This window comes from Methylophilus sp. DW102, assembly GCF_037076555.1.
GTDB classification, from domain to species: domain Bacteria; phylum Pseudomonadota; class Gammaproteobacteria; order Burkholderiales; family Methylophilaceae; genus Methylophilus; species Methylophilus glucosoxydans.
Genome location: NZ_AP029023.1, coordinates 2,381,226 through 2,397,642 on the forward strand (window position 1 = coordinate 2,381,226; position 16,417 = coordinate 2,397,642).

Sequence of the window (16,417 nt, forward strand, 5' to 3'; positions counted from 1 at the left end):
TTATGGTTTATGCTGGCATCAAATACACTTAAAGAAAGAAGTTTTATGACTACTCTAAACACTCTCACTCAACGCCTGAGCTATATCGTCGGCGAAAATATGGCTCACCAATTGCAAAATGACGGCCTGGAGCTGGATGCTGCGGCCGTGGCGCTGGCAGTGAGCGATGTGATGGCCGGCAATGCTTCACGCATGACCGACGACGAAAAACGCAGCACAGTGGAACAAGTACAACAAGAGAGCCAGGCCAGACAGATGGCTGCCCACGCGAAAAACAAGGCGGCGGGCGAAGCCTATCTGGCAGACAATGCGAAAAAAGAAGGCGTAACCACGACAGCGAGTGGCTTGCAGTATAAACAACTGGTCGCAGGCAATGGCGCGAAGCCTACCACCAGCGACCGTGTCAAAGTCCACTACCACGGCACACTGACGGACGGCACGGTGTTTGATAGCTCTTATCAGCGCGGCGAACCGATTGTGTTCCCGGTGACTGGCGTGATTGCAGGCTGGGTAGAAGGCTTGCAGTTGATGAACGTAGGTAGCAAGTTTGAGCTGACCATTCCATCGCACCTGGCATATGGCGCAAACGGCAGCGGCCCGGTGATTGGCCCGGATGCGACGCTGGTATTTCAGGTTGAGTTGTTGGCTATCGAATAAACCGGTCTTATTGATACAGATTCAAGGCAATACAGATTCAGGGCACCCGTCGGGTGCCCTTTTTCATGGGGCCGCCGATTCCCGGCTTGCCTCCCTGCCTGCGCTATTGTTAGACTTTGTGAATCTTTCACATTGTCGAGCGCCACAGATGCAAGATCCTCAATTAAACTTAACCGGTGAAATCGTGACTGTGCGCCCTGAACACAGCATAGATACCATTCAGCACCTGCCCAATTATGTGGGCATCTCTCAAATGACCGCGGGGGCCAGGGGCATTTCGATGAATATCGTGGTGATCCCGCCAGCGGCCAAAGCGCAACCGCATTACCATCAAGGCTTTGAAACGGCGATTTACCTGCTAAAGGGTGAAGTGCAAACGTTTTATGGTGAAAATTTGAGCAAGTCCTGTATCAATCAAGCGGGCGACTTTATTTTCATCCCGGCAGGGGTGCCGCATCAGCCAGTCAATTTGAGCCCTGATACCGAAGCGATTGCGCTCGTGGCACGTAACGATGCCAATGAGCAGGAAAGTGTGCGGGTCTATGCGGCTCAGGCCACTGTGCTTGGCTGATCAAGCCGCTGGCAAAAAACCTAGACGGACTCTTGTCTCTGACCGCGACCCAACAAGGCGCTGACCGCTGCTTGCGCCGTTTTCTGGTTAGTGAGTAGTTGATTGACTTCAAAAGTGATGGGCATTTCGACGTCTATGGTTTCGGCACGACGCATGACTTCACGCGCCGTATTCACGCCTTCTGCCACATGGCCCAAACCGGCGAGGATGCTTTCAAGTGATTTGCCCGAAGCCAGCTGCAAGCCGACTTCACGGTTACGCGAGTATTGACCGGTACAGGTCAGGATCAAGTCGCCCGCCCCCGCTAAGCCCATAAAGGTCTCGGCCTTGGCGCCCAGCGCCATGCCAAAGCGGGTGATTTCGGCTAAGCCCCGCGTGATCATGGCAGCGCGCGCATTGTTACCAAAGCCCATGCCGTCAGAGATACCGGCGGCAATCGCCATCACGTTTTTAACCGCCCCACCCACCGAAGCGCCGACCACGTCGACGCTATCGTAGACGCGCAAGCAGCCGCCATGAATCAGCTGTGCCGATTGCTGCGCCAGCTCGCGGTGATTGGCGGCGAGTGTAATTGCCGTTGGCAGGCCTCGCACCAGTTCGGCGGCAAAGCTGGGGCCGCTTAACACGCCCCATGGATACTCTGCGCCCAACTCCTCTTGCGCCACTTCAAAAGGCAGTTTTGCCGTTTGCGGCTCCAGGCCTTTGTTGGCCCAGATCAAGGGTTGTTGTATGCCCAAACTTTTGAGTTGCTGCAAAATCGGCCGGAAACCCGCCGTAGGCACTACTGATAAAATCAAATCGGCACCGTCAATCGCTGCAGCCAGATCATCCTCTACCGAGAGTTTTTCAGGAAAAGCAAAGTCACCCAGATACAGCGGATTGGCACGCGCCTTGCGCATGCCAGAAACGTGCCCGCTATTACGCGCCCACAACACCACATCGTGCTGCAAGGCAATATGCATGGCAAGTGCAGTACCCCAGGCACCTGCACCAAGAACGGCAACTTTACTCATTTGGATGGATCCTGATCAGTCACCGCGAGCTGTCTGCGGTGACTGACAAAGTGAGACGAAATTAGTTAGGGGCGCCAGCCGCTTGCGCAGCTTGTTGCTGCTGTTGCAGATACAAGGCTTCGAAGTTGATCGGGTTCAACAACACGGGCATGAAGCCAGCGCGGGTAACCATATCGGAGATAGCTTCGCGTGCATAAGGGAACAAGATGTTAGGGCAAGCCACCGCCAGGATAGGCTCCATGTTTTCTTGTGGCACGTTGCGGATGGCAAAAATACCGGATTGGTTCACTTCTACCAGGAATGCGGTTTTATCTTCGATTTTCGCGGTCACAGTCACTTTGATGGAGACGTTGAAAATACCGTCTTCCACCTGTTGTGCCGTATTGCCCAGCTCTACATTGATCTGTGGCGTCGTGCGCTCGGTGAAAATCGCTGGTGCGTTAGGCACTTCGATAGAAGCATCATGCACATACAATTTTTCGATGCTGAAAATCGGTGCTGCGTTTTGGTCCGCTTGGTTTTGTGGTTCCTGAGCCATGAATCGTCCTTAAAATTATCAATACACAAAGGCGCTATTCTAACCGGACATCCCTGGCCTGACTATGGGTTTTTTATGACAGCGGACAGGTCACTTCAAGCGGCCAGCAACGGGTCCAGACCGCCCTGCACATCCAGGGCATGCAAGTCATCAAAGCCGCCAACATGGTGCTCGCCAATAAAAATCTGTGGCACCGTACGGCGGCCGGTTTTTTCCATCATTTCGGCCCGTAACTCTGGCTGCAAATCGACACGAATTTTTTCAATTTCGGTCACGCCCTTGTTTTTCAATAACCGTTCAGCATTGATGCAATAAGGGCAGACTGCCGAGGTATACATCACTACTTTTGCCATCATGATTCCTTTCAAGTGGATGACTTGGTGGCTGGCATCTTGGCCTCCACCCAGGCGGCCATGCCACCTTTGAGCACATTCAACGTGGTAAAGCCCTGTGCCTTGAGCAATTTGGCGGCGGCGTTGGCGCGGCTGCCGCGCTGGCAAACCAGCAACACCGGCTTTTCCTTGAATTTTTGAATTTCATTTATGCGGTCAGCCAGTTGCGCAAGCGGAATATGGCGCGCACCCTGCAAATGCCCCTGAGCAAATTCGTCCGCCTCGCGCACATCCAGTACCAAAGCAGATTTTCTATTCATCAGCATCACGGCTTCAGTGACTGAGAGCACAGTTGCCCCCGCCGCAGAACGGCTCAGCATGGGCAAGATCAGCGCCAGGCCAGAGCCCACCGCCAGTCCAATTAACAACACATTATGTTTTAAAAATTCCACAGCGTTACTCACTTTGTTGGGTTATGACGACCGGTGTGCGGTCTTCAGGAGACTGGCCGCTTGGGTAGGCGTGACCAGCGGTTGCGATTATAATAGACGAATTCATCAATCCGACATTTCGTCACCACTTTTAAAGATTGTTAGCCATGTCTATCAAACCTGTCATATTGCTGATCCTCGATGGTTTTGGCCACAGCGAGACCCGCGAACACAATGCTGTTTTACAGGCAAACACGCCCAACCTCGACCGGCTCAAAGCCACTTACCCCCACAGCCTGATCAACGCCTCCGAACACTATGTCGGCCTGCCAGACGGCCAAATGGGCAATTCTGAAGTGGGTCACCTGAATATTGGGGCGGGACGCATTGTCTTTCAAGACTTTGAGCGTATTAATAACAGCATCAGCAGTGGTGAGTTTTTCAAGTTACCAGCCCTGGTCAATGCCATGCAGGCCCTCAAAGCCAGTGACAAAGCGCTGCATATCCTGGGCCTGCTGTCTGATGGCGGCGTGCATAGCTACCAGCCGCATATTCACGCCCTGCTCGAAATGGCCAAACAACAGGGCCTGAGCAAGGTGTATGTGCATGCCTTTCTGGATGGCCGGGATACCCCGCCCAAAAGCGCACAGCCTTACCTGCAAGCGCTCGAAGACCATCTCCAGCAGCTGGGCGTTGGCCGGGTGGCCTCTGTGGGCGGTCGCTTTTATGGCATGGACCGCGACAAGCGCTGGGAGCGGGTCTCGGTGGCTTATGAGTTACTGGTCAATGGCACGGCCGAATATGTGGCGGCAGATAGCCTGACCGCCTTGCAGCAAGCGTATGCCCGCGATGAAAGCGACGAGTTTGTGAAGTGCACGGCGATTCGCGCGGCTGACGAAGCCCCCGTGCGTATGGAAGACGGTGACTGCCTGGTGTTCATGAACTTTAGGAGTGACCGCGCCCGCCAGCTGACCGATGCCCTGCTCAACCAGCAGTTCGCAGGCTTTGAGCGCAGCCGGGTGCCACGCTTTAGCCACTATTTCACGCTGACCCAGTACGACAAAAACCAGACGCTGGCAGAACCGATTTTCGCGCCCTACACCGTGCCCAATACCTTTGGCGAATACGTCTCCAAACTCGGGCTCAAGCAATTGCGCATTGCCGAGACCGAAAAATATCCACACGTGACATTCTTCTTCAACGGCGGTGAAGAAACCGTTTTTGCTGGTGAAGACCGCATTCTGGTGCCTTCGCCCAAAGTTGCGACCTATGACTTGCAACCAGAAATGAGTGCGCCAGAAGTCACCGACAAACTGGTCGCCGCCATTGAATCGCAGCAATATCAGGCCGTGATCTGCAATTATGCCAATGGCGATATGGTGGGCCATACCGGCAACTTGCAAGCGGCCATTAAAGCGGTAGAAACGCTGGACACCTGTGTCGGCCGGATTGTGGCGGCTGCCCAAAAAACCGGCGCTGAAGTGATTATTACCGCCGACCATGGCAATGCCGAGAGCATGTTTGACCACACCAGTGCGCAGGCACACACCCAGCACACCACCAACCTGGTGCCCTTTATTTACGTTGGCCGCCAGGCGGTGATTCGTAGCGGCGGCGCACTGTCAGACATTGCACCGACCTTGTTATCGCTGATGGGGGTCGCACAACCTGCAGAAATGACCGGCCAGTCGCTGATCCAATTGAATGCAGCGGCCTGAGTGGCCGCTCAGGTGCATGACTCCGATCATCGTTAAGCAGCTGGCAAAGCCAGCGATCAAGTGTTTTAGCCTGTTGGCAGGCCTCTGGCTCTGTGGCGCCGTGAGCCTGCCAGCGCAGGCCGCGCCTGCGGACAAAACAGAAACGACCAAAGGCGATCTCGAACAGGTCAAAGAGAAAATCCAGCAACTGGCCAATGCGCTTAAAGCCTCGCGCGTGGCCAAACAGGATGCACATGAAGCGCTCAAGGCTTCGGAAACGGCCATCAGCGCATCCCGCAAAAAATTGCGCGAGATTCAGGATGCGCAGCTGGAAAACCGCAGCAAGTTACAAGACTTGCAAAAACAACTCAATGGCCTGCAACGTCAGGTCAACCAGCAAAAACAATCGCTCAACGAGCAGCTAAACCAGCAATACCGGCATGGCAACCATAGCCCGCTGCAAATGCTGCTGCAACAACAGGACCCCAACAACACGGCACGCAATCTTAAATACCTGGGCTATCTAACGGCGGCGCACCAGCAGCAGATTCAGTCGCTGCAAACCAACCAGGAAGCCATAGACCGCGTCCGCACGCAAACCACCGAACAATTACACGAAACCGAACGCTTGGCCAGCCAATACAGCGACACAACGCAAAAACTGGAAAACGAAAAATCGCTGCGTAGCGAGGCGTTAAAAGAGCTGTCCAAACAGATCGAAACACAAGAACAGCAGATGGTCCGGCTGAAAAAAGACGAAGAAGCGCTGTCTCAGTTGTTCCAGCGTTTGCTGGCCGAGGCCAAGAAACGTGAGCAGGAAGCGCTGGCAAAAGCCAAGCGCGAGAAAGAAGCGGCGGCTAAAAAAGCCGCTGAACTGGCGACGCGCAAAAAGAAATCCGGCGGCCGCACGTTTGAGCATACGCCGCAAGCGACAGTCGATGAATCAGGCAGCGACACGCAAAGCAGCACCGTGATTGCCAAAAACGAAACGCTACCTGAATACAATGCCAACAAGGAAAACTTTGCCCAGTTACGGGGACGCTTGCGCCTGCCGGTGCGTGGCGACGTGATCAACCGTTTTGGCACGGCGCGTGCAGAGACCGGGGTAAGCTGGAAAGGCATATTCATCCGCGCCAAGGAGGGCAGCGAAGTGAAATCGGTCGCGGGCGGGCAAGTGGTGTTTGCCGACTGGATGCGTGGCTTTGGCAACCTGATTGTGATTGACCACGGCAACGGCTACATGAGCCTGTACGGTAACAACGAGGCCTTGTACAAATCGTCAGGGCAAAGTGTTAAAGCGGGCGATACGATTGCCGCGGTGGGCAATAGCGGTGGCAATGCTGAAAATGGGGTTTATTACGAACTGCGCCGCAACAGTGTGCCGTTTGATCCGCTGCAATGGAGTAGTGTACGTTAGGCGTTGGCCCGCCTTGCGCACCCCGGTGTCCTGGTCGGCGCGCGGTCCTAGTACCGTTCTTCTGTTGGTGAATCCACGGCCTCGCACACATGCTGCCTGGCTTCCAGATACAACTTGTCGAGCTCAGCTTGCGACATGGTAAGCGTAGTGTTAGAGACCTGCATGAGTTGCACGGGGCGTGTGCCCCCCGCTGCTGGCATGGCATCCGCTGGCGGCGCCAGATCATTGGACGACACATCACTGGGTGGCAGGGGAAGCGCTGTAGACACTTGGCTGGGCGCATCTTCGCTACAAGCCACCACCAAAAAACTACAGGTCAGAGATAAAAACAGTTCAGAATAACGCACGGCGATACGACACTTCTATCAAATACTCAAAAATCTTATTCACCCATCACATGCATGAGGACGCGTCTGCGGGCAGGCAGGTGCCGATGCTCAAACAAAAAAATGCCCTGCCACTGGCCCAGGGCAACCCTGCCTTGTAGCACAGGAATCGACAAGCTGGTTTGTGTCAGCGCGGTACGCACATGTGCAGGCATGTCATCCGGGCCCTCCACGGTATGAATGAACAGGTCATCGCCATCCGGTACCAGCCGGTTAAAAAAGGCTTCCAGGTCCACCAGCACATCGCGGTCATAATTTTCATTGATCAGCAGGCTGGCTGAAGTGTGCTGGATATACAGCGTCAACAAGCCGGACTGAATGCCGGATTGCTGCACCCATTGCAATACCTGCGGCGTGATGTCATACAAACGCCGACCTTGGGCATTAATAGAGAGGGTTTCGTGCTGTTGTCGCATCCATCAATCTATCCGTAAATCAGCGTCAGTTTACCAGTAACGCCAGCCGCCGCCCCAATAGGGCCTGGGTCCCCAAGGGCCACCATAAAAACCGGGGCCGCCGTAAAAACCTGGCCCGTAAAACCAAGGATCCATGCTGCGCAACCGGGCATAATCCCGTTCACGCTTTAACTTGGCTTCTGCCTCGGCGCGCGCTTTTTCACGCTTGTTAATCTCATCGGCGATGGCGTTTTGCTGCGCCAGCGCATTCGCCTGCTGCATATAATCAAGCACGCCTTTGGAAATACCTTTTTGATGCCATGACAGCACCTCTGAAGGGGTCAATGCATAACGCGATTGCGACTGCTTGATTGCATCAATAATTTCGGCATCCGTCTTGCCCTGCTTGCTCATGGTCACAATCTCATCCAAACTCAACGTCGACTGCGGCGGTGGCACCAGCGCAGCGAGTTGCTCGGGAGAAATACGGTCAATCTGCACCGGTTGCGGTGGTTGTGTCGCGCATCCGCTCATCAAACCGAGCAAAAAAATGATCAAGGACAAACGCCAAGCTTGTGAGTCTCGCATAGTTGCTCCATTTTACACCCGCACAATAAAAAAGGGTCATACGAATATGACCCTTTGCTTGCACCACAGGTTCAGCCTGCAGGCAGATGACCACGCTGCGCCCAAGATGCGCGCGCTGACACTCAGGCTTTGCGGAACTGCATTTTCCCACCCTGAAAATCCACCTGTATCGTGTCTTTGGCCGCAAACTGCCCAGCCAGGATTTCACGTGCCAGCGGATTCTCAATTTCACTTTGAATGGCGCGTTTGAGCGGACGTGCGCCATAAACGGGATCAAAGCCTGCATTGGCAATTTCGGCCAGCGCCGCATCGGTGACGTCGAGTTGCATCTCCATGGCCGCCAGCCGTTTGGCCAGCAATTGCAACTGGATATTGGCAATCGACTTCACATGCGCTTCTCCCAGTGAATGGAACACGACCACCTCATCAATCCGGTTGATGAACTCTGGCCTGAAGTGCGTCTTCACCTCACCCATCACCGCCAGTTTAACCACCTGATAATCCTGGTCACTCATGCTCTGGATCATCTGGCTACCCAGGTTAGAGGTCATGATAATGACGGTATTCTTAAAGTCTACCGTCCGCCCCTGGCCATCGGTCAGGCGACCATCGTCCAGCACTTGCAGCAACACGTTAAACACATCCGGATGCGCTTTTTCAACCTCGTCCAGCAATACGACTGAATAAGGCTTGCGGCGCACGGCTTCGGTCAGCGTGCCACCTTCTTCATAGCCAACATAGCCGGGGGGCGCACCAATCAAACGCGAGACCGAGTGTTTTTCCATAAACTCACTCATGTCGATGCGCACCAGATGGTCTTCACTATCGAACAGAAAGTTGGCCAGCGCCTTGCACAACTCGGTTTTACCCACGCCAGTCGGCCCCAGGAACAAAAAGCTGCCATACGGACGGTTAGGGTCACTCAAGCCACTGCGTGAACGGCGGATCGCATCCGAGACCAGCCGAACCGCTTCGTCCTGCCCCACCACCCGCGCATGCAGGCTGTTTTCCATATTGAGCAGTTTTTCGCGCTCGCCGGTCATCATTTTACTGACCGGGATGCCGGTAGCCCGGCTGACCACTTCAGCAATTTCATCGGCACCGACTTCGGTACGCAACATTTTATGTTTGACCGTGCCACTCGCTTCAGCGCTTGACGCGTGCTTCAACTGGGCTTCGAGTTGCGGCAATTTGCCATACTGCAACTCTGAGACTTTTTGCCAGTCGCCTTTGCGTTTGGCGGCTTCCATCTCCAGTTTAATTTTTTCAATCGCCTCTTTCACGCCTGCCGAGCCTTGTACGGCAGCCTTCTCCGCTTTCCAGATTTCCTCGAGGTCGGCATACTCTTTTTCGAGCTTGCTGATTTCTTCTTCAATCAGGCCAAAGCGTTTCTGGCTGGCTTCATCTTTCTCGCGGCGCACGGCTTCACGCTCAATCTTAAGCTGAATCAGTCGGCGATCCAGCTTATCCATCACTTCCGGCTTGGAGTCGATCTCCATCTTGATACGCGAAGCCGCCTCGTCGATCAGGTCGATGGCCTTATCCGGCAAAAAACGGTCCGTAATATAACGGTTAGACAGTTCTGCCGCCGCGACAATGGCCGGATCGGTAATTTCCACACCGTGGTGTAATTCGTACTTTTCCTGCAAACCGCGCAAGATGGCAATGGTCGCCTCGACGCTAGGTTCATCCACCAGCACCTTCTGGAAGCGACGCTCCAAGGCCGCATCTTTTTCGATGTATTTACGGTATTCATCCAGCGTGGTCGCGCCCACGCAATGCAGCTCACCCCGGGCCAATGCAGGCTTGAGCATATTGCCGGCATCCATCGCGCCTTCAGATTTGCCGGCACCGACCATGGTATGAATCTCGTCAATAAAGACGATGGTCTGGCCTTCGTCTTGCGCCAGCTCCTTGAGCACCGCTTTCAAACGTTCTTCAAATTCGCCGCGGTATTTGGCCCCGGCCAACAGGGCAGCCATGTCCAGGCTCAATACTTTTTTGTTTTTAAGCGAATCAGGCACTTCGCCATTGACGATACGCTGCGCCAGGCCTTCTACAATCGCGGTTTTACCCACGCCGGGCTCACCGATCAATACCGGATTATTTTTGGTGCGGCGCTGCAAAACCTGAATGGCGCGCCGAATCTCGTCATCGCGGCCAATCACCGGATCCAGCTTGCCAGCACGGGCGCGCTCGGTCAGGTCCAGCGTGTATTTTTTCAACGCTTCGCGCTGGCCTTCCGCTTCCTGGCTGTTGACGGAATCATTGCCGCGCACGGCTTTAATCGCCTGCTCAAGTGCAGTTTTACTCAAGCCATGTTGCTTGAGCAGTTGCCCGGTGGGGCCTTTATCTTCGGCCAGCGCCAGCAAGAACATTTCGCTGGCGATATAGCTGTCGCCACTCTTTTGCGCAAGCTTGTCAGTGACATTGAGCAAATTATTGAGGTCGCGCGACACGCTGACATCGCCGCTGTTTTCGCTGACTTTGGGCAGGTTGTCTATGGCTTGCTGCAACCCGGTTTTAAGTGCGCTGACTTGCGCGCCTGCGCGAGACAACAGCGCCGCTACCCCACTGTCGTCCTGGTTGAGCATGGCCAGCAACAAGTGAGGCGCTTCTATGGTGGGATGGTCCGCCCCGACGGCCATGCTCTGCGCATCGGCCAGGGCCTGTTGAAATTTAGTCGTGAGTTTATCAAAACGCATGGCAAACCCTTTCTTGATTAAAGTATCGCCGCACGCTTGCGGCTGGATACCCATATAATGCGGCGGGTTTTTGCGTTTTCAATAGCGCCAGATCAAATGACAGCGTTTTTGAGCTGGCTATTTTGCGAATGGCAGGACTTTCAAGCCTTGATCACTGGTATTCACGGCCAGCGACACCTGGCCTTGCAAATTGAGCCATTGCGGGTAATCCAGCTTGGTTGTGCTATGCAGCATGACACTGGGCGCGCCCCAGGTACGGCCACCATCCACAGAGACCATGGCCACAATATCAAAACCGCTGCCATCCCGCTCTTGCCAGGCCAGCCAGACTTTATCGGCCACGCTCAACAAGGCCGGATGACTGGCATTGCGTTTGAGGTCACCAATCCGTTTCGGCGGTGAGCTCACCCAGGCTTGGCCATCCATGCGCGCCAGCCGCAAGCCGGGCTTGTCCCCTGCCCCATCAAAATAGGCCAGGTGATAGCCAAAGCCTTCACCAACCGCAATCGCAGCACCATGATGCGGACAACCATCCAGTTTCCAGTGACCATAACTGGCACGCACCAGCACCGGTTTGCCGGTGCCACCAATTTCGGCCATGGCATGGTCGCGCTCACTGCCCTCAAAGACATGCCGCCACAAGACCGCCACCGTGCCATCCGGCTTGCTGGTCATGGCAATCCGGCAACACTCGCAGCTGCTGTCCGCCAATTTTTGTTCTGGAGCAAAACTTTTGCCTTGATCGCTTGAAACCGCGTAGTAAATGGCCGCACCGTCGTACGGTTTGCCCGCAGCCTTGGCGGCCAGCAAATCGCGTTTATCCACCCAGGCCACGGTGATGATGCCATTGGCGACCACGTGCAAACTGTCAAAACGGTGGGTGATTTCATCGCGGTGCTGGTGCACGATATAAGGGGCCTCAAAGCTTTTGCCGCCATCGGTAGAGCGTGCAAACCAGATATAGCCGGCATAAGGCTTTTTCAGCGATTCGGTCCAGGTGACATACAGATGGCCATTGAGGCCAACCGCAATCTTGGGCCTGGCTTCGCCATCGGCGGCCACTTTCATCGGCAACGGATTGACCACGGTTTCCCGACCAAGGGGTTTGCCCGTGGCATCCAGCAAAGACACCCAGACCTGACCCTGCCTGGCCTGAGCCAGCCAGATGCGGCCGGCACCCTCGGGCGTGACACTGACGGCCAGGGCGTTGGGCGCCTGCTCGGCATGGCCCTCATGACCTTCGTGCGCTTGCGCACAATCCACCCAGCTTGTCATCAGGACAAACAGCCCTAAAACCACGCTTAACCCATGCCTGAGCAGATTGATTTTATGTATAAAATTGACGTTCATTAACACAAGTGAAACTCGCTAAAGTTTAGCGCCAACTGCGCCGTTAACCCACTTAATCGTCCCAGATAGACGCCTGGAATCAAGCAGACTGAATTATGTTACCCACCGTTTTTGATCATCATAGCACAGCATGGTTGCAGCCATTTGCCGTCACCATGCCCGATATGGCTATGCTGGCCATCAATCGCCGTGCAGTGAGCCTGGCGGCAAACGAACAGGCATTGTCTCTGCTCGCCCCCGTGGGTGAGGAATTACCCAAAGAGTCACGTCAGGTGCTCATCGAAGCCATGCGCGAAGGCAAAACCGAGCTAAACATCACGCTTACCCTCAAAGGCCTCAAGCGCGATTTCAAATGCAGACTATTCTATCCGCAACACACCCGTCGCGCCGTCGGCCTCATGCTGGAGGAGGAAGAAAAGACCTTGACCGACCAGTTGCTGCATATGCAATCCATCGTGCATTCACTGATCGAAATGAGCCCGGACCTGATTTGCATCAAGGATAGCGACAACCGCTGGATGATGGCCAACGAGCAAATGCTCAACACCTTTCAGATCGATAGTTTCGACTTCGAGTTTTTGAATAACCGTCAAATTGCGCAAACCCTGCACCCGGTATTCCGCAACAGTTTTGAACATCACGAAAAATCAGACCAACAAGTCTGGCAAACGCGCCAGCCCTACCACAATGAAGAGTTGGTGCATTTGCCACAAGGCGGTCATAAAACGCTAGAGGTGCATAAAGTCGCCTACTACGACCGCGAAGACCTTCCAAGCCACCTGATCACGGTCGCCCGCGATGTGAGCGAGCAAAAGTTTATTCAAACCCAACTCAACAACCGCAGTGCCGTGCTGGATACCCTGATCTCATGCGACTGGATGCTGCACTCGACTGAACGCTGGCAAACGGTGGCAGAAAACGTACTGCAACAATGCTGCCTGTCCTTCAGATTCAGTCGCGCCACCCTGCTGCAGCATGAGAATATCCATACGCGCAACAAGACAGAAATGCGCTCCAAGGCCCTGTTTCATTGGGCCATGAACGGCTTTCATGCCACGTATGAGCACTGGGAAAAAGTGTCTTTCCTCACGCCAGAACTACAACGCTGGCATGCCCTGCTGGCGCAGGGCCAGCCGGTCATGTGTGATGCCCTGAGCCTGCCAGAGGCCGAGCGCGCCCTGCTCAAGTCGCACGACACGGTCAACCTGGTCATTGTGCCGCTGATGCTGGACGATGACTGGTGGGGCTCCATGGTCATTGAACGCTGTTTTGATGCAGAGCCGACCAGTTCACAAGAACTGGGCTCACTGATGGCCATCGGCCGCACCTTGAGCGTGGCCATCAACCGCGAACAAACCGGCAAACATCTCAAGCTGGCAAAAATCGCCTTTGACAGCACCACTGAAGGCATCATGATTGTGAACCCGGCCGGGGAGCTGGTGGGGATCAACCAGGGCTACACTTTGATTACCGGCTACGCAGAAGAAGAGGTGCTGGGCAGCAAACCGCAAATCTTCAAACAGCGTCCGCGCGGCTTGTTTGGTGCGCTCAAACGTCATGGCAAATGGTCAGGCGAAATTGAGAATGTCCGCAAAAACGGTGAGAGCTACACCGAGTGGATGACCATCACGGCGGTGCGTAACCACGCCAATGCCATCACCAACTATGTGGGCGTGTTTGCGGATATTTCGGAAATGAAACGTTCGCAACGCCAGTTGAACTCTCTGGTCAATCACGATCCACTGACCGGCCTGCCTAACCGCCGTCTGATTAATCACCTGTTCGCGCATGCGATTCAGCGCTCCGGCCGCAATGAGCAGCAAGCGGCCATTCTGTTTATCGACCTCGACCGCTTTAAAAATATCAACGACAGCCTGGGGCATTATGCAGGCGACCAGTTATTGTTGAGCGTAACCGAACGTCTGCGTCAGGCCGTCCGTGAGTCTGACATCGTTGGCCGCCTTGGTGGTGACGAATTCATCATCATGCTGGAAAATCTGCGCAGCAAGGCCGATGCGTCACAAAAAGCGCATGATATTCTGGAAGCCCTGCGAGTTGAATTCAATATTGATCACCACCAGATTTTTGTCAGTGGCAGCATTGGTATCTCGATGTACCCGCAGGATGGGCAGGATGTCGAGAGCCTGATCAAAGCCGCCGACCTCGCCATGTATCAGGTCAAAAACAACGGTAAAAACCATGTCGCGTTTTACGACGCTGCACTGAGCCGCGACGCCGTTGAGCACTTCCAGCTGGAAACCGAGTTGCGGCAGGCGCTCAATAAAAACCAGCTGAATATGTTCTATCAGGCCCAGATTGACCTCAAGACAGGCATGATTATTGGCGCGGAAGCGCTCATCCGCTGGATGCATCCGACTCAGGGCATTATCTCGCCAGCCAAATTCATCCCGCTGGCAGAAGAAACCGGCCTGATTCTGAGCATAGGGGAATGGGCCCTCGCTCAGTCGGTCCGGCAAGCGCATGCCTGGCATCAACAGCATCCGGAATTCAAGAAAATTGCGATTAATGTCTCTGCTGTGCAGATCATGAAAAGCAAGTTTGCCGACACGGTCTACGGCATCCTGATGGAAAGCGAATGTGACCCATCCATCATTGAGCTTGAAATCACCGAAAGCACCTTGATGCAGCATACGCAACATGTGGTCGACACCTTCAATCAACTCAAGCTGTTGGGAATCAGCATTGCGATTGATGATTTTGGCACCGGCTACTCTTCACTCTCACACTTGAAACGGTTGCCGCTGGACCAGATCAAGATAGACCGCAGCTTTGTCAAAGACCTGCCAAACGACAAGGACGATGCTGCGATTACCAGTGCGATTTACGCCATGGCGACCCAGCTGGGATTTACTGTAGTGGCTGAGGGCGTAGAGACAGAAGAGCAGGAAAAATTTTTACAGCGACTGGGGTGCCAGACAGCCCAAGGCTATCTGTACGCCTATCCGGTCAATGCGGACGATTTTGTAAAACTGTTAACATTAAACAATCAAAGAAAAATAAAACGCCATGCATAATCAAGCCTCCGACACTTATTACATTAGCCCAGACCAACTGCAAGTGGGGTTATATATCCACCTTGATCTCGGTTGGATGGATCATCCATTCTCGGTCAGCAACTTCAAGATCACTGAAGATGCGCAAATTGACACGATCAAATCGCTGGGACTCAAGCAGCTTCGCTATGACCCGCGACGAAGCACCAGTCACCCGCTGAAAAAAAATGCCAATGTCGTGGAGTTTCTGGTGAAAAAAGCGTTGTTCCCGGAGCCGGAACCCGCCAAAGAAACAACGCCGCTCAATGCTGCTCAGCAAAAACGACAGGTGCTCAAGCAAGTCATCAACGAGAGTGAGCAAAAGTTTATGCGCACCAGTGCCGAGGTCAAAAACATTCAGAAGCTCTCAACCGAGCATCCTGACCAGGCCTATGGACTGGCTCAGACCCTGGTACAAGACCTGGTCAGCAGCACACTGACTGAAGGTGATATTGCGATCCACGCCATGAGCGGACACCGTGTCGGCGATCAGCATTACCAGCATGAGCTGAATACCCTGGTGGCCAGCCTGATCCTGGCCAAGAACCTGAATATCAGCGATGAGGATGCGGTGATACTGGGCATGGCGGCCATTTTGCATGATATTGGCAAGCGGCAAATTAGTGACAAAATCCTGTTGAAAAAGGACCCCCTTAACCTGCGCGAAGTTGCGATTTATCAAACCCACGTCGCCTTAGGCCTGAATATGCTCAAAGAGGTGGCCGTACCCAAAAAAATCATGACCCTGATTGCCCAGCATCATGAATTTGCAGATGGCAGCGGTTACCCGCAAGGCCTGCGTGCAGAACAGATTGACCCGTTGGCGCATATCCTGATCATCGCCAATGTGTATGACAACCTATGCAACCCTTCTAACCCGGCGTTGGCAAAAACGCCCTACGAAGCGCTCAGCATGATGTTTGCGCAGCAACGTCACCAGTTTGACCAGACCATTTTGCGCCGCTTTATCAAATGCCTGGGCATTTATCCGCCAGGCAGTGTGGTGCGCCTTTCAGATCAGCAACTGGCAACGGTGATCTCCACCAACCCGCAGCAACCCTTAAGGCCTTTCGTCCAGATCCTCAACGATGATCCTGAGGAAGAAGGTGAAACTTTTGACCTCAGGGAAGCGCTGGACATCAACATCATCCAGTGTCTGAAACCAGAGCAGCTGCCCGATATCCTGCAAAAACGTATGCGGCTCAAACAGCGCACCAGCTACTTTCTGGATAAGGTGTACGCGACCGTTTGACCCGGTTGAAAGATGACCCGCGGTAAAAATGG

15 protein-coding genes are annotated in these 16,417 nt (G+C 54.1%); 6 read left to right on the top strand and 9 right to left on the bottom strand.

Translation table 11 applies throughout. The annotated features are described in order from the left end of the window. Window positions 1-45: 45 nt before the first annotated feature. Together AACH41_RS11210 and AACH41_RS11215 are read left to right on the top strand one after the other, a co-directional pair. Entirely contained in the window at window positions 46-657 is a 612-nt protein-coding gene (locus AACH41_RS11210) for an FKBP-type peptidyl-prolyl cis-trans isomerase (protein WP_275356176.1), read from the top strand. 148 nt (window positions 658-805) lie between these two features. After that, window positions 806-1,228, top strand: a complete 423-nt coding sequence (locus AACH41_RS11215; RefSeq protein ID WP_275356177.1) for a cupin domain-containing protein — start codon at window positions 806-808, stop codon at window positions 1,226-1,228. A gap of 20 nt (window positions 1,229-1,248) precedes the next feature. Here the strand turns inward: AACH41_RS11215 and AACH41_RS11220 are convergent, their stop codons facing one another. The 4 genes from AACH41_RS11220 to AACH41_RS11235 form a co-directional block, all read right to left on the bottom strand. After that, a complete protein-coding gene (locus AACH41_RS11220) occupies window positions 1,249-2,241 on the bottom strand; it encodes an NAD(P)H-dependent glycerol-3-phosphate dehydrogenase (RefSeq protein ID WP_338655133.1) in 993 nt (330 codons plus the stop codon). Window positions 2,242-2,302: 61 nt separating this feature from the next. Beyond that, on the bottom strand, window positions 2,303-2,779 hold the full coding sequence (secB, locus tag AACH41_RS11225; protein WP_194748568.1) for a protein-export chaperone SecB: 477 nt from the start codon (window positions 2,777-2,779) through the stop codon (window positions 2,303-2,305). 95 nt (window positions 2,780-2,874) lie between these two features. Further along, window positions 2,875-3,132, bottom strand: a complete 258-nt coding sequence (gene grxC, locus AACH41_RS11230) for a glutaredoxin 3 (RefSeq protein WP_194748569.1) — start codon at window positions 3,130-3,132, stop codon at window positions 2,875-2,877. Between the two features lie 11 nt (window positions 3,133-3,143). Further along, window positions 3,144-3,563, bottom strand: coding sequence for a rhodanese-like domain-containing protein (locus AACH41_RS11235; RefSeq protein WP_194748570.1), 420 nt, complete (start codon window positions 3,561-3,563; stop codon window positions 3,144-3,146). Window positions 3,564-3,709: 146 nt separating this feature from the next. Between AACH41_RS11235 and gpmI the strand changes: the two genes are divergently transcribed. Together gpmI and AACH41_RS11245 are read left to right on the top strand one after the other, a co-directional pair. Beyond that, on the top strand, window positions 3,710-5,260 hold the full coding sequence (gpmI, locus tag AACH41_RS11240) for a 2,3-bisphosphoglycerate-independent phosphoglycerate mutase (RefSeq protein ID WP_338655136.1): 1,551 nt from the start codon (window positions 3,710-3,712) through the stop codon (window positions 5,258-5,260). A gap of 16 nt (window positions 5,261-5,276) precedes the next feature. Further along, the gene (locus AACH41_RS11245) at window positions 5,277-6,656 is read left to right on the top strand and encodes a peptidoglycan DD-metalloendopeptidase family protein (protein WP_338655138.1); all 1,380 of its coding nucleotides are present in this window, start codon (window positions 5,277-5,279) and stop codon (window positions 6,654-6,656) included. A gap of 47 nt (window positions 6,657-6,703) precedes the next feature. Here AACH41_RS11245 and AACH41_RS11250 read toward each other — a convergent pair whose 3' ends face one another. The 5 genes from AACH41_RS11250 to AACH41_RS11270 form a co-directional block, all read right to left on the bottom strand. Next, the gene (locus AACH41_RS11250; RefSeq protein WP_338655140.1) at window positions 6,704-7,003 is read right to left on the bottom strand and encodes a hypothetical protein; all 300 of its coding nucleotides are present in this window, start codon (window positions 7,001-7,003) and stop codon (window positions 6,704-6,706) included. A gap of 35 nt (window positions 7,004-7,038) precedes the next feature. After that, window positions 7,039-7,458: a secondary thiamine-phosphate synthase enzyme YjbQ gene (locus AACH41_RS11255; RefSeq protein ID WP_194740530.1), complete on the bottom strand. Its 420-nt coding sequence runs from the start codon at window positions 7,456-7,458 to the stop codon at window positions 7,039-7,041. Between the two features lie 30 nt (window positions 7,459-7,488). Then, a complete protein-coding gene (locus AACH41_RS11260; RefSeq protein WP_194748574.1) occupies window positions 7,489-8,025 on the bottom strand; it encodes a hypothetical protein in 537 nt (178 codons plus the stop codon). Window positions 8,026-8,147: 122 nt separating this feature from the next. After that, a complete protein-coding gene (clpB, locus tag AACH41_RS11265) occupies window positions 8,148-10,730 on the bottom strand; it encodes an ATP-dependent chaperone ClpB (RefSeq protein ID WP_338655148.1) in 2,583 nt (860 codons plus the stop codon). 117 nt (window positions 10,731-10,847) lie between these two features. Beyond that, window positions 10,848-12,080, bottom strand: coding sequence for a sialidase family protein (locus tag AACH41_RS11270; RefSeq protein ID WP_338655150.1), 1,233 nt, complete (start codon window positions 12,078-12,080; stop codon window positions 10,848-10,850). 95 nt (window positions 12,081-12,175) lie between these two features. Here AACH41_RS11270 and AACH41_RS11275 point away from each other — a divergent pair, with 95 nt between their 5' ends. Continuing rightward, a complete protein-coding gene (locus tag AACH41_RS11275; RefSeq protein ID WP_338655151.1) occupies window positions 12,176-15,115 on the top strand; it encodes an EAL domain-containing protein in 2,940 nt (979 codons plus the stop codon). Then, window positions 15,108-16,385 carry an HD domain-containing phosphohydrolase gene (locus AACH41_RS11280; protein WP_313987350.1) on the top strand — a complete coding sequence of 426 codons (1,278 nt, stop codon included), beginning with the start codon at window positions 15,108-15,110 and terminating at the stop codon, window positions 16,383-16,385. Before AACH41_RS11275 ends, AACH41_RS11280 begins: the two co-directional genes overlap by 8 nt. Window positions 16,386-16,417 lie beyond the last annotated feature (32 nt).